Annotated in this window: 22 protein-coding genes; 8 read left to right on the top strand and 14 right to left on the bottom strand. The window is 62.5% G+C overall.

From position 1 onward, the window contains the following. Positions 1-101: 101 nt before the first annotated feature. The 3 genes from ACW73L_RS15230 to ACW73L_RS15220 are packed head-to-tail and all read left to right on the top strand — an operon-like array spanning position 102 to position 2258. Positions 102-824, top strand: a complete 723-nt coding sequence (locus tag ACW73L_RS15230) for a YggS family pyridoxal phosphate-dependent enzyme (RefSeq protein WP_498923216.1) — start codon at positions 102-104, stop codon at positions 822-824. A gap of 31 nt (positions 825-855) precedes the next feature. Beyond that, on the top strand, positions 856-1683 hold the full coding sequence (gene proC, locus ACW73L_RS15225; RefSeq protein WP_498923215.1) for a pyrroline-5-carboxylate reductase: 828 nt from the start codon (positions 856-858) through the stop codon (positions 1681-1683). Then, on the top strand, positions 1683-2258 hold the full coding sequence (locus ACW73L_RS15220; protein WP_498923214.1) for a YggT family protein: 576 nt from the start codon (positions 1683-1685) through the stop codon (positions 2256-2258). Before proC ends, ACW73L_RS15220 begins: the two co-directional genes overlap by 1 nt. Before the next feature lie 105 nt (positions 2259-2363). Here the strand turns inward: ACW73L_RS15220 and gloB are convergent, their stop codons facing one another. After that, positions 2364-3134, bottom strand: coding sequence for a hydroxyacylglutathione hydrolase (gene gloB, locus ACW73L_RS15215; RefSeq protein ID WP_498923212.1), 771 nt, complete (start codon positions 3132-3134; stop codon positions 2364-2366). A gap of 7 nt (positions 3135-3141) precedes the next feature. Further along, positions 3142-4755, bottom strand: coding sequence for a MutS-related protein (locus ACW73L_RS15210; protein WP_498923210.1), 1614 nt, complete (start codon positions 4753-4755; stop codon positions 3142-3144). Positions 4756-5080: 325 nt separating this feature from the next. Between ACW73L_RS15210 and ACW73L_RS15205 the strand changes: the two genes are divergently transcribed. Both ACW73L_RS15205 and ACW73L_RS15200 read left to right on the top strand, forming a co-directional pair. After that, positions 5081-7030, top strand: coding sequence for a DCC1-like thiol-disulfide oxidoreductase family protein (locus tag ACW73L_RS15205; protein ID WP_498923208.1), 1950 nt, complete (start codon positions 5081-5083; stop codon positions 7028-7030). A 153-nt stretch (positions 7031-7183) separates the two neighbouring features. Next, positions 7184-7759 carry a hypothetical protein gene (locus tag ACW73L_RS15200; protein WP_498923206.1) on the top strand — a complete coding sequence of 192 codons (576 nt, stop codon included), beginning with the start codon at positions 7184-7186 and terminating at the stop codon, positions 7757-7759. A 55-nt stretch (positions 7760-7814) separates the two neighbouring features. On the opposite strand, the gene ACW73L_RS15195 is transcribed toward ACW73L_RS15200, so the two are convergent. From ACW73L_RS15195 to ACW73L_RS15170, 6 genes are all read right to left on the bottom strand, one after another. Then, positions 7815-9413, bottom strand: a complete 1599-nt coding sequence (locus tag ACW73L_RS15195; protein ID WP_498923343.1) for a DNA recombination protein RmuC — start codon at positions 9411-9413, stop codon at positions 7815-7817. Between the two features lie 129 nt (positions 9414-9542). Further along, positions 9543-10820: a methyltransferase domain-containing protein gene (locus ACW73L_RS15190; protein ID WP_498923204.1), complete on the bottom strand. Its 1278-nt coding sequence runs from the start codon at positions 10818-10820 to the stop codon at positions 9543-9545. 105 nt (positions 10821-10925) lie between these two features. Further along, positions 10926-11786 carry a RodZ domain-containing protein gene (locus ACW73L_RS15185; protein WP_498923202.1) on the bottom strand — a complete coding sequence of 287 codons (861 nt, stop codon included), beginning with the start codon at positions 11784-11786 and terminating at the stop codon, positions 10926-10928. 99 nt (positions 11787-11885) lie between these two features. After that, on the bottom strand, positions 11886-12092 hold the full coding sequence (gene xseB, locus ACW73L_RS15180) for an exodeoxyribonuclease VII small subunit (RefSeq protein WP_498923201.1): 207 nt from the start codon (positions 12090-12092) through the stop codon (positions 11886-11888). Next, entirely contained in the window at positions 12085-13674 is a 1590-nt protein-coding gene (gene xseA, locus ACW73L_RS15175) for an exodeoxyribonuclease VII large subunit (RefSeq protein ID WP_498923199.1), read from the bottom strand. Before xseA ends, xseB begins: the two co-directional genes overlap by 8 nt. A 68-nt stretch (positions 13675-13742) precedes the next feature. Beyond that, positions 13743-13871, bottom strand: coding sequence for a hypothetical protein (locus ACW73L_RS15170; protein ID WP_498923197.1), 129 nt, complete (start codon positions 13869-13871; stop codon positions 13743-13745). A gap of 41 nt (positions 13872-13912) precedes the next feature. Between ACW73L_RS15170 and ACW73L_RS15165 the strand changes: the two genes are divergently transcribed. Beyond that, complete coding sequence (locus tag ACW73L_RS15165) at positions 13913-14557, top strand: alpha-ketoglutarate-dependent dioxygenase AlkB family protein (RefSeq protein WP_498923195.1); 645 nt, start codon at positions 13913-13915, stop codon at positions 14555-14557. Then, a complete protein-coding gene (locus ACW73L_RS15160) occupies positions 14558-15079 on the top strand; it encodes an NUDIX hydrolase (RefSeq protein ID WP_498923194.1) in 522 nt (173 codons plus the stop codon). Between the two features lie 25 nt (positions 15080-15104). On the opposite strand, the gene ACW73L_RS15155 is transcribed toward ACW73L_RS15160, so the two are convergent. The 5 genes from ACW73L_RS15155 to ACW73L_RS15135 form a co-directional block, all read right to left on the bottom strand. After that, entirely contained in the window at positions 15105-15863 is a 759-nt protein-coding gene (locus tag ACW73L_RS15155) for a rhomboid family intramembrane serine protease (RefSeq protein ID WP_498923193.1), read from the bottom strand. A 202-nt stretch (positions 15864-16065) separates the two neighbouring features. After that, positions 16066-16707, bottom strand: a complete 642-nt coding sequence (locus ACW73L_RS15150) for a M15 family metallopeptidase (protein ID WP_498923192.1) — start codon at positions 16705-16707, stop codon at positions 16066-16068. A 25-nt stretch (positions 16708-16732) separates the two neighbouring features. Further along, complete coding sequence (gene trxA, locus ACW73L_RS15145) at positions 16733-17542, bottom strand: thioredoxin (RefSeq protein WP_498923190.1); 810 nt, start codon at positions 17540-17542, stop codon at positions 16733-16735. 660 nt (positions 17543-18202) lie between these two features. Then, positions 18203-18970, bottom strand: a complete 768-nt coding sequence (cysE, locus tag ACW73L_RS15140) for a serine O-acetyltransferase (protein ID WP_498923188.1) — start codon at positions 18968-18970, stop codon at positions 18203-18205. A gap of 8 nt (positions 18971-18978) precedes the next feature. Beyond that, positions 18979-19707 (bottom strand): RNA methyltransferase, encoded by a 729-nt coding sequence (locus tag ACW73L_RS15135; protein WP_498923186.1) that lies wholly within the window; start codon positions 19705-19707, stop codon positions 18979-18981. A gap of 86 nt (positions 19708-19793) precedes the next feature. Here ACW73L_RS15135 and ACW73L_RS15130 point away from each other — a divergent pair, with 86 nt between their 5' ends. Further along, complete coding sequence (locus ACW73L_RS15130; protein ID WP_129884699.1) at positions 19794-20597, top strand: inositol monophosphatase family protein; 804 nt, start codon at positions 19794-19796, stop codon at positions 20595-20597. Here ACW73L_RS15130 and ACW73L_RS15125 read toward each other — a convergent pair. Continuing rightward, positions 20582-23044: a DUF3772 domain-containing protein gene (locus ACW73L_RS15125; protein ID WP_498923184.1), complete on the bottom strand. Its 2463-nt coding sequence runs from the start codon at positions 23042-23044 to the stop codon at positions 20582-20584. The genes ACW73L_RS15130 and ACW73L_RS15125 overlap by 16 nt on opposite strands. Positions 23045-23121 lie beyond the last annotated feature (77 nt).

Raw genomic sequence — 23121 nt, 5'->3', positions numbered from 1 at the left:
GTCTGCAGTTCAGTGGATAATCTGTTGCGGGTCCACGAATGGATCGCCCATAGGTCACTCCCTCCGCAATCCCATTTCTCCCCTCGACGCGAAACCGACTCATGTCATCGCTGGGAACGCGCCTAGACGCACTCCATGAACGCATCAAACTGGCCACAGCAGCAGCCGGTCGTCCGGCCGGCGCCGTGCGTTTGATCGCAGTCAGCAAGACGGTGCCCTGCGAGCAGATGCTGATCGCCTATCGTCTGGGGCTGCGCGACTTCGCTGAGAGCTACGTCCAAGAAGCCCTACCTAAACTGGCTGCGCTGGCTCACTGCGACATCACCTGGCATTTCATCGGGCCCATACAGTCGAACAAGACGCGACCGATCGCGGAGCGCTTTCACTGGGCACACAGTGTGGACCGCCTGAAGATTGCCGAGCGTCTGCACGAGCAACGTCCGCACGGCATGCCACCTCTGAACATCTGCCTGCAGGTCAATGTCAGTGGCGAGCCGACGAAAGCCGGCGTAACGCTTGACGCTCTGCCACTGCTGACAGCAGCCATTGCTCGCCTGTCGAACCTCAGACTGCGGGGACTGATGGCGATTCCCGCCCCCGGTCAGTCCCCTGATGCGCAACGTGCAGCATTCCGTTGTCTGCGGGAGGCCTTGCTTGGCCTGAATCTTCCAGAGCTGGACACGCTGTCCATGGGAATGTCCGATGACCTGGAAGCGGCGATCATGGAGGGCGCCACGCTGGTACGCATCGGCACGGCGTTGTTCGGCCCGCGGCAGGCCGGATCCACCGCCGCGAGCAGTCAGAACCGCGCTCCAGTATCATAGGCCTTTCATCGCAACGGACCGACAGCCCGCCATGAAACATCCCACCATCGGCTTCATCGGAGCCGGGAACATGGCCTCCAGCCTGATCGGAGGCCTACTGGGGAACGACTACCCCAAAGATCACCTGCGCGTCTCGGACGCCGACGCCGAAAAGCGCGTTGCGGCCGAGGCCCGTTTCGCCGTGCAATCCTGCTCGGACAACCTCGAGCTGACAGCGCAGTCGCAGGTGCTTCTACTCGCAGTAAAGCCGCAGATCCTGGCCAAAGTCTGCCGCGAAATCGCGCCGACCGTCCAGCAGCTGAAGCCGCTCGTGATATCGATCGCGGCCGGCGTCGATGAAGCGGCGATCGACCGGTGGCTCGGCGGACACACGGCACTGGTGCGGTGCATGCCAAACACCCCCAGCCTGGTTGGGGCGGGCGCGACAGCCCTGCACGGCAACGACCGAACGACGGCCCAACACCGGAACTGGGCCGAGATGATCATGCGCTCGGTCGGGATCACCGTCTGGGTCGAGCGCGAGGAACTGCTCGACGCCGTGACCGCCCTATCGGGCAGTGGGCCGGCCTATTTCTTTCTGCTGATGGAAGCCATGACGGAAGCTGCGGCACAAATGGGCCTTGATCCCAACACGGCGCGCCTGCTGACGCAACAAACGGCGCTGGGTGCGGCACGCATCGCGATCGAATCGGAAGAACCCCCGGCGGAGCTTAGGCAGCGTGTTACCTCGCCCGGCGGAACCACCGAGCGGGCGATTGCAACCTTTGATGCGGCGGGCTGGTCGAAGACGGTCGTGGAGGCGATGCGCGCAGCGCGCGATCGCGCCATCGAACTTTCACACGAGTTGGGAGAAGCGTAATGGATTCGGGTTATTGGGTGCAGCCAGCCGTCTTTTTGATCGACACGGTCTTCGGGCTATACCTGTTCGCGTTGATCCTGCGTTTCCTGTTCCAGTGGGTCAACGCGGACTATTACAACCCAATCTGCCAATTCATCGTCAAGATCACGCATCCGCCATTGCGCCTGTTGCGGCGGTTCGTGCCGCCGATCGGGCGCGTTGACACCTCCACGTTGCTGCTGATGCTGGTGCTGCAAATCTTGGCGTCCTATCTGGTGCTGACGCTACAGGGCTTCAGCCTCAATATCGCGGCGCTGGCGATCCTGTCTGCGTCGCAGTTGCTGGAGCTGATCCTGAATATCCTGATGTTTGCGGTGATTCTGACCGCGGCGATGAGCTGGCTGCATGCGAGCCGCCATAACCCGGCTGTCGCATTGCTGAACAGCATCACGGCGCCGATGTTGAAATGGAGTCGGAGACTGCTGCCGCCCATGTCGGGCATCGACCTGTCACCGCTTATTCCCATCATCGGAATCCAGGTTCTGAAGATGTTGGTACTGCCCCCCATCGAACACCTCGCCCGCCTGATGGGTTGATCTCAACCCCGTTGGACAGTCTCGACTGTCATCCCACAGCACAGCGAGGTTTCCCTTCGGCCAATAACCGAGCTGCACTCCGGCACCATTGCGAGAATTTATTCATCAGGCGCGGAAGTGATCCTTTCGGTGTCGGATCTCGGCAAAGACATCGGCGTCGCTGGCGCGGCTGAGACCGATCGCGGCTTTCAGAGACGCATTGTCCGCGCGCAAAAACGGATTGGTGGATCGTTCCTCGCCGAGAGTCGATGGAACGGTAGGTTGCCCACGACGGCGCAGCGCATCGATGTGCCGGGCGCGTTCCCGAAGCGCCGCGTTCAGCGGATCAACCGTGAGGGCAAACCGGGCATTGCTCTGCGTGTATTCGTGCGCACAGTAGACGCGGGTGACCTCCGGCAGACTTTTGAGCTTTGCCAGTGAGGCCCACATCTGCGCTGCCGAGCCCTCGAAAAGCCTTCCGCAACCCAGGGCGAACAACGTATCCCCGCAGAACATGACTTCGTCCTCGGCGAACCAGAAGGTGATGTGTCCCAGTGTGTGGCCCGGTACCTCCAGCACCCGCGCTACCGACTCGCCCAAGGCTACCGAATCGCCTTCGCCCACGGTCCTGTCGATACAGGGGATTCGCGCTCGATCGTACTCCGAGCCGACGATCAGGCAGCCAGTCCGTTCTTTCAGCAACCGATTCCCTCCGACGTGATCGGAATGATGGTGAGTGTTGAGAACGTGGGATAGCCGCCAGCCCCGCACATCCAGCGCGCGCAGCACCGGCTCGGCCTCGGCCGGATCGACCGCTGCCGTTTGGCCCGACCGTGGCTCATGGATCAAATAAATGTAGTTATCCGCCAGCACGGGCAACTGCAGAATCTCGATCATCGCGACCTCAGGCATTGCCGGTCAGATACTTCGCGATATCGTCCTTGGAGAATCCAATCTTCTTCGCGATGCGGTCGGCATGGCTGACGCGTGAAATGCCCTCAATCAGCCGGTAGGTCGGCAGCTCGTTCCGGAACTCGACCTGACGCGCCTGCCCGACGCCACGACGCTGGTAGAAGTCGACCAGTTCGTGATTGTGCGTGATCAGTACCGTGCTGTTGCCCTTCTCCTTGAATCCGTCGAGGATGTTGACGGAGATTTCGAGCTTTTCCTCATTCGTCGTGCCCTCGGACAACTCGTCCATGATCACGAGGCTGCGCGACGTAGCCGCCAGAAAGATGGCTTTCGTGCGCTTTAGCTCGGTGCCGAAGCGTCCCTCCCCATCGGTAAGATGGCTGATCTCCGGCACCTGATAGAAGATCCGATCGGCCACCGTCAGCGTCGCGCGCTCGGCCGGAATGTAGCAGCCGATCTGGGCCAGCACCTGAATTTGGGCCAGCGTCTTGCAAAACGCCGTCTTGCCGCCGCTGTTCGGGCCGGTCACGAACGTCAGCCGCTCCTCGTCAAGACTCAGGTCATTGGCGACATATGCCGGATCCTCCTTCGCCAGCACCGGATTGCGCGCCTTTGCGACGGTCAGCCTGTGGCACCCAGCCGACGCATCGATCGCCGGCAGGCAGGTCGGGTGCACGAACGCCTCACGGTAGCGACAGAAGCCCATCAACTCGTCGAGCTGCCCCAGCGCATCCAGGGTCCGCTGCACGTCCTCGCTCTTCTTGAATGTCTCGCGTAGCGGATAAATACAACCGTCCCGATCGAAGCCGCCGACGATCGGAATGTAGACCAGACTGAGCGGCAGCAGAAACAGCCAGAACACCGGCGTGATGGAGGCCGCCATTTCCAGAGCGAACGGCACGAATTGGAATATCAGCACCAGGAGTACGAAAGCGATAGTCAGGCCGACGGGCTTGAACAGGGTTGGGCGGAACTTGATGGCCGGAGTCAGCAAACCCTTTTCCTCGCGGGTCATTAGACGCTTCTCGGAGCGGTAGACGGGCCCTCTCATCAACGCGTACGAGCGCGTTTTGGCGAAACCGCGAAGCGTGTCCACCAGACCGCGCAGGTACGGGCTGCGGGGCGTGGGAAGTTTGGCGGAAGCGTCCACCAGATCCAGCATGAACCGCGTGCCCTTGATATAGGTCTCGTAACCGAAGCCGGCAATTTCCCGCGGGTGCGACGGGGCTCCGAGCATGCCCAGAAAGCGCCCGAACAAGAGATCGTAAAAGTCGCTCTCGCGCTTGTGGGCCTGATGTAGCAGTGTGTCGAGATCGGCCTTCAACTGCCGGTTGCCCTCGATTTCGCGTACGCTGTCCTGCTTGAACCGTACGCTTTCCGAATCCGTTAGCGGCTGGGACAAGGAACGGTATAACACGGCGCTGCCGATATCCGTGGTGGCATGATCGACCGCCGCAAATAACTCGTCGATCTCGATGACGCGGAAAGTCTGCTCATCCAGCACCGCCTCTCCGGTCGCGCCGGCCGTAGCCGATGGAACGCGTGGCGGCTCCTTGGAATCGCCCTGAAGAATCGTGCGGTAGTGGGGTTGCGACGCAGAACTCATTTCCGACTCCCGGTTGTTGTTTGAAAGATCGCTATGCCTTTGTAACGCTGCGCGGCACCAAATGCCAAGCGCTTTTGCTTCGATCACGGCTTGACATAGGTGTTCCCGCGGGACTCGGCCTCCGGACACCCTCAGGGGCAACTCAACCCCAGCCGAGAAGCGGGATCGCGCGCGCCATCGGTGACCCGGCGGATTCCGGACGGTAGAATGCCCCCAGTCGCCACCGCTGCCTGCACCGCATCTCCGCGGGCGGTCATCGCGCGTTCCCGGCCTAGGCTGACCCGGCCACCCCGCACTGAGCCTGAACCGACCACGTAACCATCCGATGTTTCCGAGTCTGCTGAATGCTGTCCGACGCGGTCTGACGCGTCCCGTTCCCGCCATCGGGTTGGGTTGGTTCCGCCTGTTCTTCGCTCTGGTCGTACTCGGCGAAGTCCTGTTCCTCTATTACTTCCGCCATCTGATTTTCGATCCAGTACCTTACCTGGACATCGCATCGCCCTCCGTGCATCTGTTCCTGGTGTTCTGGGGAGTGACTGCGGCGTGCCTGGCCCTCGGCTACCATACGCGTGCGGCAGCCGTCCTGAACTACGCGTTCTGGCTGGTGTTCACGGTCTTCACCCCGATGTGGAAGGACTTCGACGGCGGTTTCGATCAGCTGATGCTGGGCTCGAGCTTCCTGCTGATGTTTCTGCCGAGCGAACGCGCGTTGTCGCTGGACAATCTGCGGCTCAAATGGAAGCTGTCGCATCCCGGTCAGCACTACCGGCCACCCGAGCAGGTCTCGGTGCTGGCCTACTACATCCCGCTGTTGCTCTCATTGGGGCTGATCTACTTCGACTCGGCGATCCACAAGCTGTCGGCCGAATTCTGGCGGAACGGGCTTGGACCCTGGCTGCCCTCTTCACTGCCGTATTACATGTCCGCCCTCGACATGTCCCCGCTACTGGAGATCGAGCCGCTACAGCGCGCCTTCGGCTACGCGATCCTGGCGTTCCAGTTCCTGTTTCCCTTCACCCTCTATTTCCGTCCGTTCCGACTACCGTTGCTCCTCATGGGAATCGGGCTGCACGGCGGCATCATCCTGTCGCTGAACATCTATCCGTTCGGATTCGGCATGCTGGTGCATTACTTCCTGCTGGTTCCGCTGGGGTGGTGGCGCCGGATGGACGGCTGGCTGAGGGTCGCCACGCCCGGGCTGACGGTCTATTACGATGAACAGTGCCCCTTGTGCAATCGAACGGCTATTTTCGTCGAGCACTTCGACATACGCCGGGCCGTCGCGTTTCGGGGGCTCCAGACGCATGCGCGCGACTGCGCCGCCCTCGCGGGCATTCCGGAGGCAGAGCTGTTGAAGGATTTGTATGCCGTCGATCGCGGACGACGGGTTGTCTCGGGACTCGACACCTACATCCGGATCCTGCAGCACATGGGCTATACCGCGCCGCTCGCGCTGATGCTGCGCTTGCCCGGCCTCTACCAACTCGCCGCCCGGGTCTACCGGCAAATCGCCGATACCCGCGCGCGGCTGGTTTGCGACGCCGGCTGTGCCCTCGGTGGATCGCCCCTGACTCAAGCCACGCCGCCATGGGGCGGCCTGATCGAACATCTGGCACCGACTGACCGACAGAAGGCCAACCGTATCGCGAAGTTCTTGGTCATGGTGCTCGTGCTGCAGCTCAACTGCACGATTCACTATGCAATCCTCTACCGGATCGGCCTTGACCCGAAGAACAGCGAGGCAGGCCAGATCGCGGCCGCGCTCAGCAACGGCTTGATCACACTGTCGCACACCTTCCTGGGTATCACCCCGCATGCCTTGTATCTGCACGATCACTTCGAGGGGTACGAGCATATCCTCGCGCTGACGTATATCGACGATTCAGGCGAGGAACGCTGGCTGCCTTTCATCGACGAACAGGGCCGGATGCTCGCGCCCTACTGGGGCAGGGTCCATTCCATGTGGGCGAATGTGGCAGTAACGCGGAACATCGAACATCGCCGGCTGAGGAAGTTCGTCGAGAAGGTCACCGCCTATCTCGGTGGCGAACTCGGCATCAGCCTGACCGATCGCACGTTCGTGTTGAAGCTCAAGGAAGTCCGTGCGCCCATGCACTGGGTGGCGGATCTGCGTCAGCGTAATCTCGGCGGCGCATGGCGTACCGTTGGTCGCGCGGTTTGGCATGACGGGCAGATGCGACTCGATCTCTATCAGAATCTCGGGCAACTCTCACGCGGTGTGCAGTCGGAAAGCAGCCCGCACATCGCACCGTAAACTACCGCCGCCCCGCCGCGTATCCCACCTCGAACCGTATCCTATACTCGGTTCGAAGGCTCAATCCGGATCAATTTCCTATCCGAAGAGCCCTGGCTCAGGCCCGACCGCCCCGGCCTCTTTACCCCACCGCCGAACCCAAAGGTGACTGTCATGGACCGCCCCGTCATGCTGCCGCAGAGCGCCAGGAAGGACGAATCGCCCGACAGCGGCTATCGCCCGGTCGCGACCTATATGGAACTGCGCGACATGGTATTCGCCAGCGACCCAGCCAAACTGGGATGCCGGAAACCGGATACGCGCGATCTGGTCTGGGGCATGGTCATCGAAACGGGTTACCCGGATGCCGTAGCCACCATCATCGTGCTGGCGGATGGCACGATCAGCCTGTACTTCAGCTCCGGCGGGGGACTGGTTGGCCTAGGTGATTACGAACACATCGCGGAGGCGGGTCACAGACTGCTGAGCCTGGGTGATTTGCTGACCCCGAATTTCGATCAGGCCAGCGATTATTCCCTTCCAAAGAGGAGCCACACGCGGGTCTATCTGATGGCCTTCAGCGGCTTCCTTGCCGCCGAAGTCAGCCTGAACGCACCGTGGAAACAACCCGGAATGATGGCGCTGGCAAACCGGGCGCAAGAGCTTTTTGCGATGATTCGCGAACTCGCCGATCAGATAGCCGAGCAGCGGGAAGGCAGGCAGGTCGCCCAGCCACAGCGCATAAACTGAGAATACCCGCTCCCGGTGTCCGACAATACGCGCGTCGATCCGGCGTCAGCATGACCTACGAATCGTGCCCGTCGTCAGCCTGCAGGGTCGGACCGGGCGCCGAGCCGGACTGTCCGAGCTCGACCGGGAGACTCTCCACCTGCCCCAGCTTCCGGCTGATCTGGCGGGTTCGCGTTTCGGCCTGATCGATGGTCGAGCGTACCTCGTCCAGTTTCTTGCGGGTCTTCTCAAGAATCCCGCCGAAGCGCTGAAACTCGGTCTTGACCTCCCCCAGCGTTCGCCAGACCTCGCTCGATCGCGCCTCGATCGCCAGCGTCCGAAAGCCCATCTGCAGACTGTTCAGTATGGCCGTCAAGGTCGTCGGACCGGTCACGGTGATGCGGTATTCGCGTTGGAGCACATCGCTGAGCCCTGGGCGGGACATGATCTCGGCGTAGAGCCCCTCAATTGGCAGGAACAGCAAGGCAAAATCGGTCGTGTGCGGAGGTTCGACGTATTTTTCGCGGATCGCGCGCGCTTCGGAGCGGATGCGGGCCTCCAGCGACCGGCGGGCTGCTTCAACCACAGTGGAATCGCCCGCTTCCTGGGCTTCCATCAGACGCTGATAGTCTTCGATCGGGAACTTGGCGTCGACCGGCAGCCAGACGACACCCCGCGCGCTGTCGCGTCCCGGCAGCCTGATCGCGAACTCCACGCGGTCGCTACTACCAGGACGGGTCACCACGTTGCGGTCGTATTGCTCGCTCGTCAGCAACTGCTCCAACAATTGCTGCAGCTGAACTTCGCCCCAGGTTCCGCGCACCTTGACGTTGGTGAGGACCTTTTTCAGGTCACCGACGCCGGCCGCGAGCACCTGCATCTCGCCCAGGCCCTTGTGCACCTGCTCCAGCCGGTCGCTGACCTGCTTGAACGATTCGCCGAGGCGCTGCTCCAGCGTGTGGTGCAGTTTCTCGTCGACGGTCTGTCGCATTTGCTCGAGCTTCTGCTGGTTATCCGACTGCAGCGCCACCAGCCGTTCTTCGATCGTGCGCCGCAGTCGATCGAGCGTCTGCTCGTTCCCTTGACTCAGCGTCGAAAGCTGCGCGGCAAACTGGCCGGACACCCCTTCGAGCTGGTTCCTCAACAAGCCACCCACGCTATCGAGTTGCTCCTTCAGGAGTTCACCAAAACGGCGCAGCGCATTCCCCATTTCTTCCCGACTCTCGCGGGCATCGGACCGGGCACTGCCCAACTGCTCATGAACTACGGCGCGCAGCGCATCGGAACGACTGGCCAGGTCCCCCTGCAAGCCCCTCAGGGTCTCGGCCATACTGTCGCGTAGCTTGTCGGACTGCTCGGTGCTGCGTTCCGTCAGGTCATTCAGACAGCCGAGCACCATCTGGTTGAAGCGGTGAATGGCATCGGTTACTTCCTCGCGGTCCTCCCGCGCGTTCTGGGCTGATTCCACCCGGTTCCTGGCCAGTTCGTCGCGGATCAAGCGTCCCAAGCGCTCGTCGCTGTCTTCGAAACGGTCCAGCCGGTCAGCGAGCGACCGGAGCCGGGAGGATTGCCGTAGCAGCGCGACCAGGGCTATCGCGGTGAAAACCGCGATAACCATCAGCAGCAACCCGGCAATCGCCGTCAGCGGCGGGATCGCAACGCCCCCAAACGTCACCAACTGAGCATCAACTCCCGGAACTGGGAAGCGGACCTGCCTGTCGGCCAAAGCGGGATAGAGGCAGCAGCCGAAAACAAGCTGCCGCCCGCATCAACGGGACAGGCAAGGAGCAAACGGGCGGGTAAGTCAGAGAATCTTGACCTCGGGAATGGGCACGACGAACTTGCCGCCCCACTCAGAGACATAGCTGCCTAGAGCCGTAATCTCATCCTTCAGGTTCCACGGCAGGATCAGTATGTAGTCGGGTTTGGCCTCGCGAATCGCTTCTGGCGCAAGAATCGGAATCCGCGTACCGGGAGTGAATTTGCCTTGCTTATAGGGATTCGCATCGACGGTGAAATCGAGAAAATCGGTACGAATACCGCAATAGTTGAGCAGCGTGTTGCCCTTCCCCGGTGCACCGTATCCCACGACCCGCTTGCCGCGATTTTTTGCGTCGATAAGGAAGGCCAGCAGCTTGCGCTTCGTTTCCTTGACCTGCTCGCCGAAAGCCCGGTAGCGCTCCACCGTCAGAAAACCGTCGGCAATTTCCCGGTCGCGCAGCGCGATCACCCGGTCGCCGACTGGCAAATCGCCGTTTTCGGCATGCCGCCCGTAGATCCGCAGCGACCCGCCATGGGTCGGCAACTCCTCGACGTCGAACAGCGTGATGCCATGTTGCGCAAAAACCTTCTCGACCGAGACGAACGAGAAATAGCTGAAATGCTCGTGGTAGATCGTGTCGAACTGGTTCTCGGCCATCAGCCGCTGCAGATGCGGAAACTCCATCGTGATCACGCCGCTCGGCCCCAGCAACAGCTTCATGCCGGCCACGAAATCGTTAAGGTCGGGAACGTGGGCCAGGACATTGTTGCCCAGTAGCAGATCTGGCTGACCGTGTTCCTCCCTGATCGCTTTGGCGGTCGCGATGCCGAAAAATCGACTCGTCGTCGGCACGCCTTTCGCGATCGCGACTTCGGCTACGTTGGCCGCTGGTTCGATGCCGAGCACCGGAACACCGGCGGCAACGAAATGCTGCAGCAGGTACCCGTCGTTGCTTGCGATCTCCATGACCTTGCTGTGCGCCCCGAGCCCGAAGCGCGCGCAGGCCATCTCCGCATAGCGTCGCGCATGCTCCACCCAACTGGTCGAATACGAAGAGAAATAGGCGTACTCGGTGAATATTTCCGTCGGCGAGACGAATTCCTGCAGCTGAACCAGAAAGCACTGGTCGCAAACATAGGCATGCAACGGAAAAAACGGCTCCATCTCATGGAGTTGGTGCGGCGCAATGTGCGTCTGACACAACGGCGACATACCGAGATCAACGAAGGAATGCACCAGCGGCGCACCGCAGAAACGGCATGCAAACCCCTGTGTAGGCTCGCTGCCTTGCGTGCCGCTACCAGTCGTTTCGTCGTCCATCGTTACCTCCATTGCCTTCTTCTGGGTCCGGGTTCAAAAAGTGGGGAACCAAGCCGCTCGCCGTGTGGGCTACAGCAGCACCGCGTAATGGGACTGCGGAACGGCTTAGGGACCGATGACGAAGCGAGCCGGCGCGCGGTTGTTCGTATAGCCGTGATTATAGGGCTGATCCTTGTAATCTAGGCTGATTTCAGCCGGACGGCCGAGCACGACCGTGAACGGCGGCTTGCCACTGATTAGCTTCTCGGATCCTTTGCTGCCGAGTTCATACAGCAAGCGGCTGCCGTCGGCGTCCACGATGCTGACCCATGAGTCGCCCAAAAATCGAACCCGTAGCGAAGGCGGTCCGGCAGCCTGCACCGGGACTGCACTCACCGCAGGTTGCGACGGCGCCGGTACCTCCGGTGCCGGGCCCATCGTCTGGCCCGTGCCTCCTCCGGCGCTGCCTCGCTCGGTTTCCACGGGCTGCGACGAGGCGGCTGTCGGCGCCGCCGTCGTGACCTGAGGAACCGCCGCTACGGTCTCGGGCGTGTCGACTTGTTCGCGGGCGACCCGATAGACCCACCAGCCGAGCCCGATGAACGCGGCCAGGCCGAGCAAGACCAGCGCCGGACCGAAGCGCGACTCCTCCGGGACCGGATCGAGCGCCGTCACGCGCGACGATTCGGGCAGGGCATCGCGACCGCCCAGGCGCTCATATGCCTCCACGATCTGCTTGGGGTCCAGGCCGAGAAGCCGCGCCAGATTCTTCAGATAACCGCGGATGAAGATCGCCGGGGGAAGACCGGCATAGTCATCGGTCTCCAGGGCCCTTACTGTCGGGACGGCGAGGTGGAGCTTGCCGGCCACCTCCTCGATGCTGAGGCCTCGCGCCACCCGCGCCTCGCGCAAAGCCCGCCCCGGCCCTGGCCCGGAGCACAGGCCTTCCTCTTCCAGTCCATTTGAGTTTGTTGCATTCAAGCTCATGCCGGCATCTCAGTGCGCTGACGATCGTGCGGTCATCAGATTACCACTCGCGACGTCCGCCGCGAGTTCGGCCGATAGCACGCCGGCCAGCAGTACGTTTCAGTCGGGCAAACCTTCGGGCAAGCGCTCGCCGAAGGCGGCCTTTACCGCCGCCAGACGTTCCTTGCAGATCTTGTACGAGGCCAGCGCCTTGTCGACCATAGGAATCAGCGCATCGATGTCGGGCTCCTGCTGCGTCCGAAGACGTTCGGCAACTTCCCTGAGGACGGCATAGTGGGCCTTGAACGTATCCGCTTGCTTACTCATTGGTGTCACCTTTCAACGGTCTTGGTTCAACGCGGGCCCGGATGTGGCCGTCACGGAATTCGATGTCGAGCACGCCGGCTTTGTCGGCTTCGGCCACGGCACTGACCACTCCCCCACGCTCATTCCTCACCAGCGCGAAACCACGCTGCAAGGTGGCCTTGGGCCCCAGGCCCAGTAATTCCCTTGCGAGCGACTCGATGGCGAAGTCCGCTTCCGAGAGCCGCTGCCGCGCGAAATGCTCAATCGTGGCAAGCAAGGTCCCAAGCTGCTGGTCGGCCTCGCCAAGACGGCGCAGGCTGGTCTGCTCGAGTTCATGGCGATGCAGTTCCAGTGCGTGTTCCGCGACCTGAAGCCGGCTGGTTGCCTGATGGCGGAGTTCCAGCATAAGGCGCCCGACTTCATGCTCCACCTGGGTCAACAGACGCCGACCGGACGCCTCCAGTTCCGTCCGTAGCAGTTCAATGCCGCGCTCATGGATCGCGATGGCGTTGCCGGCGGCCCGGAGAATCCCCAGCATGTTCTCGATCGCCGCATTCGCATTCGCGGCGATCGCTCCGGCGATGAATCCGATCACCTTCGATGGCGTATCGCAGCGGCAATGCGCGATGTCGTCCAGCACGGTATTGTCGCGTTCGTGGCCGATGCCGGTGAATATCGGCAACGGCATGCGGCATACCGCGCGGGCGAGTTCCAATTCGTTCAACCAGTACAGGTCGGTCACCGAGCCACCGCCGCGAATGATCGCCAGTGCGTCGAAGCGCGCGCCACGCTCGTAATCGCTGCGCACCCGGTCCAGAGCCGCGAGCAGGCTTGACGCGGCGGCCTGTCCCTGGAACTTCGCCGTGTAATAGTCGAAGCGGCAGAGGCCTGCGGCCTGAAGGTGATCGGCATCGCGTCGGAAGTCGCCGAGGCCGGCGGCGTCCTGCGGGCTGATCACGGCGACGTGGCAGAACTCCGCAGGAGCAGGCAGTCCTCGGTTCAATCCCGCGATGCCCTCCCGAGCCAGGGTCTCGCGTATGGCTTTCAGCTTGGCTTCGATATCACCCAGCGTGTAGGCCGGATCGATATCTTCGACAATCGCGCGAAGGCCATAGGCGGGATTCAGCTCAGCGGAGAGTTGCAGCAGCACCTTCAGGCCGACCGCCAGTTCGGCACCGGTGCCCTGCGCAAATTTTCCACACACAGTGCCCGCGCGCGAAGACCAGACGAAGCTCTGCAAGCGGGCTAAGAGGCGTGCGTCCGCGTCGTGCTCGACGAGTTCGATCGCGAGGTGGCCGCCATTGACCTGCCGCAGTTGGCTGATCTCGGCCCGGACCCACTGGGACCGCCGTACGTGAACGGCAACGGATTCGGCCACCTGTGCCAGAAAGGCGCTCAAGGCGACACCGCTTTCCGGCACGGCCGTCAGGGCATCGGACCGCGTGCCGGCAAACAGGTCGCTTGGAGCTCCGGGCGGCAGCCATTCCTGGAAAGGTTCCAGCGGCGATCTCTCTGAAACATACCACTTCCGGACCACCGGATCCCAGCGGGCGCCCAGACCCTTGGCCCGTTCCTTCGCGGGAAACGGTACGTTCAGGTACACCTTGCTGCTGGAATCCGGAACCGACACGTCACTGAACGCTTGAAATCATCGGGAACATGAAACGGATGTCACGCCAAGCCGAATGCTACCACGCTGCGGGTGATGTCCGGCAGCAAGCGACCGAACGCCGCTGCCCTGACGAAGTTTGTCTCGATGCTCGCCAGCCGCTTGCAGCGGGGGTAGTAATATATGCGCATTTTCCAATCATGGACTCGGCAACTCGATACGAGACGAGAGCATGTCCCATTACCCACCCGACGGGTTCGCAGCACCGTACCGACCCAGACTGGCTGCCGCGGCCGAGATGCACTGCTCGGTCGCCGACGGGGAATTACTGCTCATTGAGGGCTTCCTGACCCCGGCGGAAGCAGCAACGCTGTTCCAATCGCTGCGGTCCGAACTCGACTGGCGGGAAGAAGTCCTCGTAATTGCGGGCCGGCAGGTCATGGTGCCGCGGCTGGTCTGCTGGTACGGAGACCCGGGAAGCCGTTATCGCTACTCCGGGGTGTCGCACGAACCCATGCCATGGACGCCGGCGCTGGCGGAAGTCAGAGCAGCCGTGGAGGCGCGAAGCGGCAGTCGCTTCAACAGTGTTCTCGGCAACCTCTATCGCAGCGGCCAAGACTCGATGGGATGGCACGCCGACAAAGAGAAGGAACTCGGCCCGAACCCCGTCATCGCCTCACTCAGCCTGGGCGCGACCCGTCGCTTCCTGCTGCGGCACAATCGGACACGGGAACAGATCGAACTTGGCCTGACCGCCGGAAGCCTGTTGATCATGGGCGGCCGCCTGCAGCACGAGTGGCGTCATTGCGTACCGAAAGCGCCGCGGGGCGCGGAAGCGCGCATCAATCTTACTTTTCGCCTGATCAAGGAGCCCTGAATGCCCCAAAGTCACGCCTCGCACTCAGAATGGCTGGAAGTGGTCGATGGCGATGACCGCGTGGTCGACCTCCGGCGCCGCGCGGATATCCATCGGCTAGGCCTCAGGCACCGGGCCACACATGTCCTGCTGTTCAACCGGCAAGGACTCATATTCCTGCAGCGGCGCTCTCAGCAAAAGGACATCAATCCCGGGCTATGGGACACCTCGGCCGCCGGGCACGTCGATCCCGGCGAAAGCTATGACGACTGCGCGCGGCGCGAGCTGTCGGAGGAACTCGGCATACACTGCACCGCCGATGCACTGGAGCTTCTCTTTAAGCTGCCGGCCAGCGAGACCACCGGCTGGGAATTCATACATGTCTACCGCACCGTGCATGACGGCCCGCTGCAGTTGAATGCCGAGGAAATCGATGATGGCATGTGGCTGCCGCCGGAGGCGATCGATCACTGGGAAGACCAGGACGACCGCCGCCTGTCAGCGACCTTCAGAAGTCTCTGGGCCTGCTTTCGAGCGCGTTAGTCTGTAGCAGGCTGAACCGCCCTCGTCAGAGCCGGTAACGCGCCGAACGGCGCAGGGACAGGGACAGGTGCTGGTTCAGGTAGGCCGGCTGGTAGATCAGCTTGACCAGCAGAAAACCGGCCGCGAAACCGCCCACGTGCGCCCAGAAGGCCACGCCTCCGCCGGCACCCTGCAACGACGGCAGACCGCCGGCAATCTGGATGACAAACCAGTAACCCAGCATGGCCAAGGCCGGAACCGATACGGTCGTAACGAAAAAACCCAGAAATATCAGAACGATCACATGCGCTCTGGGGTACAGCCGGGCATATGCCCCCATCACCCCGCCAATGGCCCCGGACGCGCCAACCATCGGCACGGCCGCACCCGGGTCGCTAAGGATCTGGGCGCCTGCAGCGGCAAGGCCACAGATCAGGTAGAACGCGATGAACCGCAGCCAGCCCATCGCATCTTCGACATTGTCACCGAACACCCACAAAAACCAGAGGTTGCCGATGATGTGAAACCACCCGCCATGCATGAACATGTGCGTCAGCAGCGTCAGGTGCGAAGTGTTCCCGTCGAGCACGCAGCTCAGCCCTTCGCCGAGCGGGATGGCCGTGTTCAACGGCGCGAGCCCGAACAACTCGCCCGAGATTAGACCGTAGGCGCACAGCGATTGCGCCATGGTCACGCCATTTCCCATCCCCTGCACGAAGATCCACGCAGCGATGTTCAATGCGATCAATGCGAACGTTGCCAGCGGCCGTCGGAACGTCGGGTTCTCGTCACGCAAAGGAAACATCGGGACCTCATTGGGTGAGAAAAACGAGCGCCAGCGTGCGCGCAAAAGGATCTGCCAGCCAACGCCACTTCCATCGTGACCTCTTCAGCGCGGCAAACATCAGAATCGAAAACGACCGCAGGGCCCGCGCACCGGCATTGCAGCGACCTTAACGAATGGACCCTGCCTGGCGTCGATCGACGGCTGTGCCGCAAAGACCCCGTCAGCGTCGCAGCGACCCGAAAGGCACGTCCAGCACACCGTACTCCGGCCAATCCCGGAAATCGTAATGCCACCACTCCCGCGGATGCACGGTGAAACCTTCGGCAGTCATCGCCGCACGCAGTCTGTCGCGATAACGGCGGGATTCAGGCGTTCCGCCGCCGTAATCCGGGTAGGCCCGGGTGGTCATCTCATCATAATCCGTCGGCATGGCCACCGACTGTCCGCTGGCCAGTTCATACAGAGACAGATCGACCGCGCAACCGCGGTTATGTCGTGACCCCAGCTTGGGGTCGGCGACGAAGTTACGCTTGTCGCCGCTAACCGAGTCCCAGAAGACTTTGGTGACCGACCAGGGTCGGTAGCCATCGTAGACGAGCAAGCCCAGACCCTCGGACTGCAGCGCCCTGTGCACGCGCACGAGCGCCTCGGCCGCTGGGCGCTGCAGGAACACACGGCCTTCCGGATAGACCGCACGTCCGATGAAATTGTTCACGGTCGCGTACCGCACATCGAGCTTGATGGTCGGATCGAGTGTGACCAGTTCGACCAGATCCGGGTCTCTGACCGGATGATCCGGCGCGGGCGGACCATCGGGCTGCGATACGGCGGTACATGCGGCAGTCGCAAGGGCCAGACTCAAGGCGACACCTCTCCGGGTCAGCGTATCAGACATACAGGGCACTGCTGAGCGCACCGCGAAATTCGCGGGTCAGCGGATGGTCGTCGCCCAGGTAGCGGAACAGGGCCACACACGCCTTGCGAGCACCGTCATCGTCGTAGCTGCGTGACTTTCGCACCACGTCGATAAAACCTTCGAAGGCGCCCTTAAAATCGGCTTGTTTCAGCCGCTCCGCCCCAGCCAGGTACGCGTCCCGGACAGCTCCCTCAGGCAAGTCTGCCTGGCCATCGGCCAGTTCGAGCAAACGGGCCAGTGTGCGGATCGCATCGGCCATCGCAAATCCGTCATCACCGGGACCGATCGCTGCGAGCACCGAAGTTGCAGCCGCCGGGGCCGTGAAGAGTTGTGCCCGTGCCAGCGACAAGCGAGCGGCCAGATTCGCGGGTTCCTCCGCGAGTATGTCCTGCAACAGAGGGATCGCCTCGGCTGTCTTGCCGAGGGATAGTAATTCTTCCGCCCGCTGCAACTGGTCCCTTCGGGGGCTCGGCAGCGTCCGTTGCAGCCAGTCCTCGATCCGATTCTCGGGGAGTGCACCGGAGAACTCGTCCACCACCTCGCCGTCGACGAATAGCTTGACGTTGGGAATGCTGCGAATGCGAAACCGCTCTGCTACCTCCGGTTGTTCCTCGGTGTTGACCTTGACCAGTACGAGGCGATCATGGTGGCGTTCCGCAATGCGCTCCAGGACAGGCGTCAGCGCTCGACAGGGGGCGCACCAGGGGGCCCAGAAATCCACGAGCACGGGTATCGAAAAGCTGGGGGTCACGACTTCGGCATCGAAATCGAATGGCGACATGCTGAGAGGCTCCACGATAGGACTTCGGACGTAGGCTACCAGATTTCTGGTCACAAATTTTACAGGGGTAAGACACCCCGCGGGTGGCGCCGGCTGAAGGCAATTACGGGCCCACTGTCAACAGATTTATCCACAGAAACTGTGGACAACTCATGCGGCACCAAGGGGCCAGCAGCTACCCCAAGCGCTGCCTCGCGTCAACCCTGAAGGACGCAAGACGCGTTCATCGCGGAAGAGGCGCATGCGCCAAAGAGCATATAAATACTTTAAAGACAATAACGTAATAAAACTCGACCAGCATTCACAGCGGATCTTCCATGCGGCATGCACCAATCGAATGCGCTCGGTCCGGGCAGGCGGCTTGCGACTCATACAGCCTATGGGCAAATACTTATCCACACCCGGAAAAGTATGCTCAGGCACACACCCCACTGTGTGATTCGACGCGGCTGGACGACCCGCGGCCTATGCCAGGCGCCTCACGCCGCAAGTGGGTCTTGGTGTCCCCGAACTGGCGGCTGCCTCAGCACTGACGCGAGAACCGGAGGAAACCGCCTGCAGCCAGTGTCAGGTCACGCATCGGGAATCCGCTTGAGGCGGAGGAAGCTAACGCGAGGCGCTACCCGTGCCACGCTTCCCAGAGCTCCCAAAGGCAGTGGCTCACTTGTCGGGCTTGTCGACGCACGGATCGAGCTGACAGGGCTCCAGTTCCGGCAACGGCGGCTCGTTTAGCGTGATGCCCTGATTGGTCACACAGCGCCGCAGCGCTTCAACCTGCTCGTCCAGCTTCTGGATGTGATCCAGCATGTGATTGATGGCATGCGCCACCGGGTCGGGCATATCGGGCGTCATGCCGTAGGCGTCAAAACCAATCCGGCTGGCGATCGAGCGACGCCGCTCTTCCTGCGCCTCGCGATCGGGATTCACGAAATGTCCCGGAATACCGACGACGGTGGCACCGGCGGGCACGCTCTTCAGCACCACCGAGTTCGACCCGATCCGTGCGCCGTCACCAACCGATATCGGTCCCAACACCTTCGCGCCGGCACCGATCACGACCCCGTTGCCCAGGGTCGGATGGCGCTTGCCCTTCTTCCAGCTCGTGCCACCCAGTGTGACACCGTGATAGAGCGTGCAGTCATCGCCGATGACGGCGGTTTCTCCGATCACCACGCCCATGCCGTGATCGATGAAGAAGCGGTGCCCGATCTGCGCCCCGGGGTGAATCTCGATACCGGTCCACCAGCGCGAAAACGTTGCGATCATTCGAGCTGGCCAGCGCAGACCCTTGTTCCACAGCCGGTGCGTGAGCCGGTGCACCAGCACGGCATGCACACCCGGATAGGTCGTCATGATCTCCCAGAAAGACTGCGCGGCCGGATCCCGCTCGAAGATGACACCGAATTCGTCTCGAAGACGCTGTAGCATGGGTCCGCTTACTCTTTGGCGCCTTTCAATCGGAACTGCATGGTGGTGAGAATCCCCCGCAGCAGATGGATTTCCGGTTCTTCCAGACGCGAGCGGTTGAACAGTCGGCGCAAACGCCGCATCGTCGAATCGCCCGTCCTGCGCTCGTGCAGAAACCCGATATCCCAAAGCATGGCCTCGAGGTGGCGGAAGAAGGATTCCAGTTCGGCCCCGGTTGCCAGCGGTACCGCCGACTCCACTGCGGCGTCGCCGCTCCCGTTCGCGACCCACAACTCGTAAGCCACCAACTGCACCGCGGCCGCCACATTCAAGGACGAGAACTCAGGGTTGCTCGGGATGTGCAGCAGGAAATGACAGAGTTCCAGTTCCTCATTGGTCAAACCGGAATGCTCGCGTCCGAACAGTATGGCCGTGCGGCTGCCCCGCGCCTGCCGTCCGGCCAGGTCCGCGCATTCCCGCGGCGTGAGTTGTGGCCATGGAATCGAGCGGAGCCGCGCGCTCGCCCCTATCGTCAAATGGCAATCGGCGATCGCGGCCGACAGGGTGGGGTAGACGACCGCGTTCGCGAGAATGTCGTCGGCACCGGCCGCGCGAGCGGTGGCCTGCTCGTCCGGAAAGACCCGCGGAGTGACCAGCGCCAGATCGGACAGGCCCATGTTCTTCATGGCCCGCGCGGTCGCCCCGATATTTCCCGGATGCGTCGTTCCGACGAGCACGATCCGTATGGTCGACAGCATCGCTCAGTGCTACCCAGTAACGAAAAGCCCGGAATAGTAACAGAATTTTGCTATCCTAGCGGGTCAATCCCAGAGCAGTGTTCCTTATGGACCCCATGATCACCATCGCGACCCGGGCGGCCCGGGCCGCGGGCGACGTCATCGTTCGCTCCCTCGGCCGCGTCGATCCGCGCAAAATTGCCGTCAAGAGCCGCAACGATTTCGTCAGCGACGTCGACCGGCAGGCAGAACGCGAAATCGTTGCCATCCTGCAGAAGGCCTATCCCGCCCACGGCATTCTCGGCGAGGAAGGCGGCCGCACCGGGGCACGCGAAGAAGACTACGTGTGGGTCATCGATCCTCTCGACGGCACGACGAATTTCCTGCATGGCTTTCCGCAGTTTGCCGTCTCGATCGGCCTGCTGTATCGCGGCCGGCCCGAGGTCGGGGTCATCTACGATCCGATGCGGCAGGAACTGTTCACAGCCAAACGCGGTGCCGGAGCCACGCTCGAGAACCGGCGCATGCGCGTGACGCCCCACCCCGGCCTGCCGGCCGCCCTGCTGGGCACCGGATTTCCGTTTAAGGATCAAAGCTACATCGACCCGTATCTGGCCATGCTGAAGGCCCTGATCAAGGACACCGCCGGCATTCGGCGGGCCGGCTCGGCCGCACTAGATCTCGCCTACGTGGCCGCGGGGCGTTTGGACGGTTTCTGGGAGATCGGGCTGCAGCTGTGGGACATGGCAGCCGGGGTGCTGATGATTCAGGAAGCTGGCGGCATCGTGACCGACTTATCCGGCAGCGACCGCTTTCTGGACAACGGCCAGATACTCGCGGCGAACCCGAAGCTGCATCAGGCGATGCTGGAAACCATCGCCCCGCACCTGGACGATCAACTGCGCCGCTGAATGGCGGCCAGCGCCTCGGCGAGCCGGTCGATCTGCTCCTGACGAAACTGCAGGTGCACGTCGCGGTGCGGAAAGGGAAACTCTATGCCGGCGTGCTTGAAGTCTTCCTCGATCGCGAAGCACAGGTCGCTGGTCACGGTCATCGAGCGGTTCACGTCCGGAATGTAGACAACCAGTTCGAAGGCCAGCGAACTGTCGCCGAATGAACGGAACAGTACGACCGGCGGCGGATGGTCGAGCACCTCCGGGTTCAGCTTCGCGACATTCATCAGCACGCTGCGGACCCGCTGCGTGTCGCAACCGTAAGCCACGGCGAGCGGGATAACGACGCGCCCCTGGGGATCGGCATAGGTTCGGTTGACGACCGGAGACGCGATCAAACTGGAATTCGGGATGAAGACCGAAGCCCTGTCGAAGGTCGAAATCTCGGTTGCCCGGACGCTGATCCGCTTCACGTAGCCCTGCAATTCGCCGACGACGATCCAGTCCCCAACCTTGACCGGCCGCTCGACCAGCAGAATGATGCCCGAAACGAAGTTGCCGACGATGTTCTGCAATCCAAAGCCGACACCGACCGACAGCGCGCCGGCGATGATCGCCAGATTCGATAAATCGATCCCCAGTGTGGCGACGGCCAACGTCAGCGCGATCGTGAAGCCGATATAACCGGCCGCGGCACGGATCGAGTTCCGGACACCGGCGTCGAGTCGGGTACGAGGGAAGATTTCCCGATCCAGCGTCCGCTGCAACAGCCGGGTCCCAAGCAGCAGCACCGCGAACAGCACCAGCGCCACCACCAGATCGGCAAGCGAGATCTTCACCGAGGGGAACGGGTACCCGAATACCGAGCGTTCGAGCCAGGCGAGTAAGTCCTGGCCACCGGCACCCCAGACCAGCGGGAGCGCCAGCAGGCCCGACACCAACAACGCCAGGCGCAGCAGTCCCCTGAGCCAGAACGCCAGCATTTCGCAACCGTCGCGAGTCATGTCCAGCGTTGTTCGAACCCGCAGCGCCAGCGGTGTGCCGGGCAGCAATGCATGCTCGATCATCTCGTCGCCCAGCGCGCGCAGCAACGCCAACCCGACCACCAGTCCCGCCGACAGCACGAGTTGGGTCGCGAGCACGCGTGACAGTGCGACGTAGCCGAGCACGGCGGTCAGCGGAATCGCGCCGACCAATATGGTCAGCACACCGCGCGCGAAGGTCACCGCGGCATGGCGGCGCCAGCGTGACCCGTCCTGCACCTGCCAGATCCCGGGCCGCAGCAGCGCGAACAGCAACGCGGCAATCAACAGGCCAGAGACGAACTCTTCGAGGAGGATCAACTCGACCGGGACTTCCGTCTGTTCGTTGAGCGTGGAGATGATCCAATCCAGTCCGAAAACCGCGGCTAACCCGGTCACCGTCCGGCTTACGGTCATCGCCGCCGCATCGGTCAGCGGTACCAGACGCCAACTCGGCGCATTCGGGGCGAACGCGCCCCAGCAAAACGCGTGGGTGAACGCCACGAAAACCAGTGCCTGAACCGTGGCCCAGGCAATCTCGAGGCCGCCGGCCGAAAGCAACTGACCTTGCCTGACCCCGAGATAGAAGGCTAGCGCGGCCGCAGAAGGCAAAAACGAACGGATTAGGCCGGTGAAGAGCGCAGCCTGCAAACGCTGTCCGTAGTTGGGCTCACCCTCAACCGAGATGTAACCGAAGCGACGCAACAGTCTCGAGCGGGCCGGCCAGGCGAGCAACACGGCAATCGCGACGGACAGCGGCAGTACCCATTGGCCGGTCCGACCGACCGGGGCCGCGACTTTGGAAGTCCACCACTCGCCCACCTCAGTGCGCGCCGTGACCCATTGAGCCTGCATCGCAGACCACGCGCGTTGCCACACCTTCGCAGAGAGCGGTGACCGGCTTCGCGCGGAAAGCCGATCGGTGAAACGAACGCGCCGCAGCGCCGACACCTCGTCCAGCAGGCGGTCGGTCTGGGCGACGATCAGTTCGGCCTCCTTGATGGCTCCCTCGACCGTTGCCAGCCGCTCGGCACTGGCCTTGCGACGCTCGGCAATATTGGCCGCTTCCGGTGGCGCGTCGGCAGGCGGAGGCGGACCGAGCGCCGCCTGTTCATCCTTCAGCTGTTGGACTTCGGGCAGCAGCCCCTCGGCACCCATCCGGGCTTCCGCGCGAACGGGTGCGAGGCTCATTGGCACCGCATCGAGCTGTTCGTCCGACAATTCGGGATCGGCCAGCTCCCCGCGGACGCGGTTCAGTACCGCGTTCCAGTCCTTGATCTGTTGCACCAGGGGCTTGGCCGTTGGCGAGGATGTCTGAGCGGGCGTCGCTTGAGTCGCGAGCAACGCGATCCACAGCGACAGCAGGACCCGCCACAAACGACCACGGCTGCCTGCCGAAACCGCAGGCGCCGCCTGGGAGCAGCGGGCAACCCGACGGCCCATATCAAGCCACTTGCCGTGTAGGCGGCGTCGGCCGGGCGTCGATCCCTGCGCGAGCCCTGAAGTGCCCGACACGCGCG

Source organism: Methylolobus aquaticus, from assembly GCF_054172105.1.
Note: the sequence above shows the minus strand (reverse complement) of the source record. Positions and strands in the feature narration are given on the sequence as shown.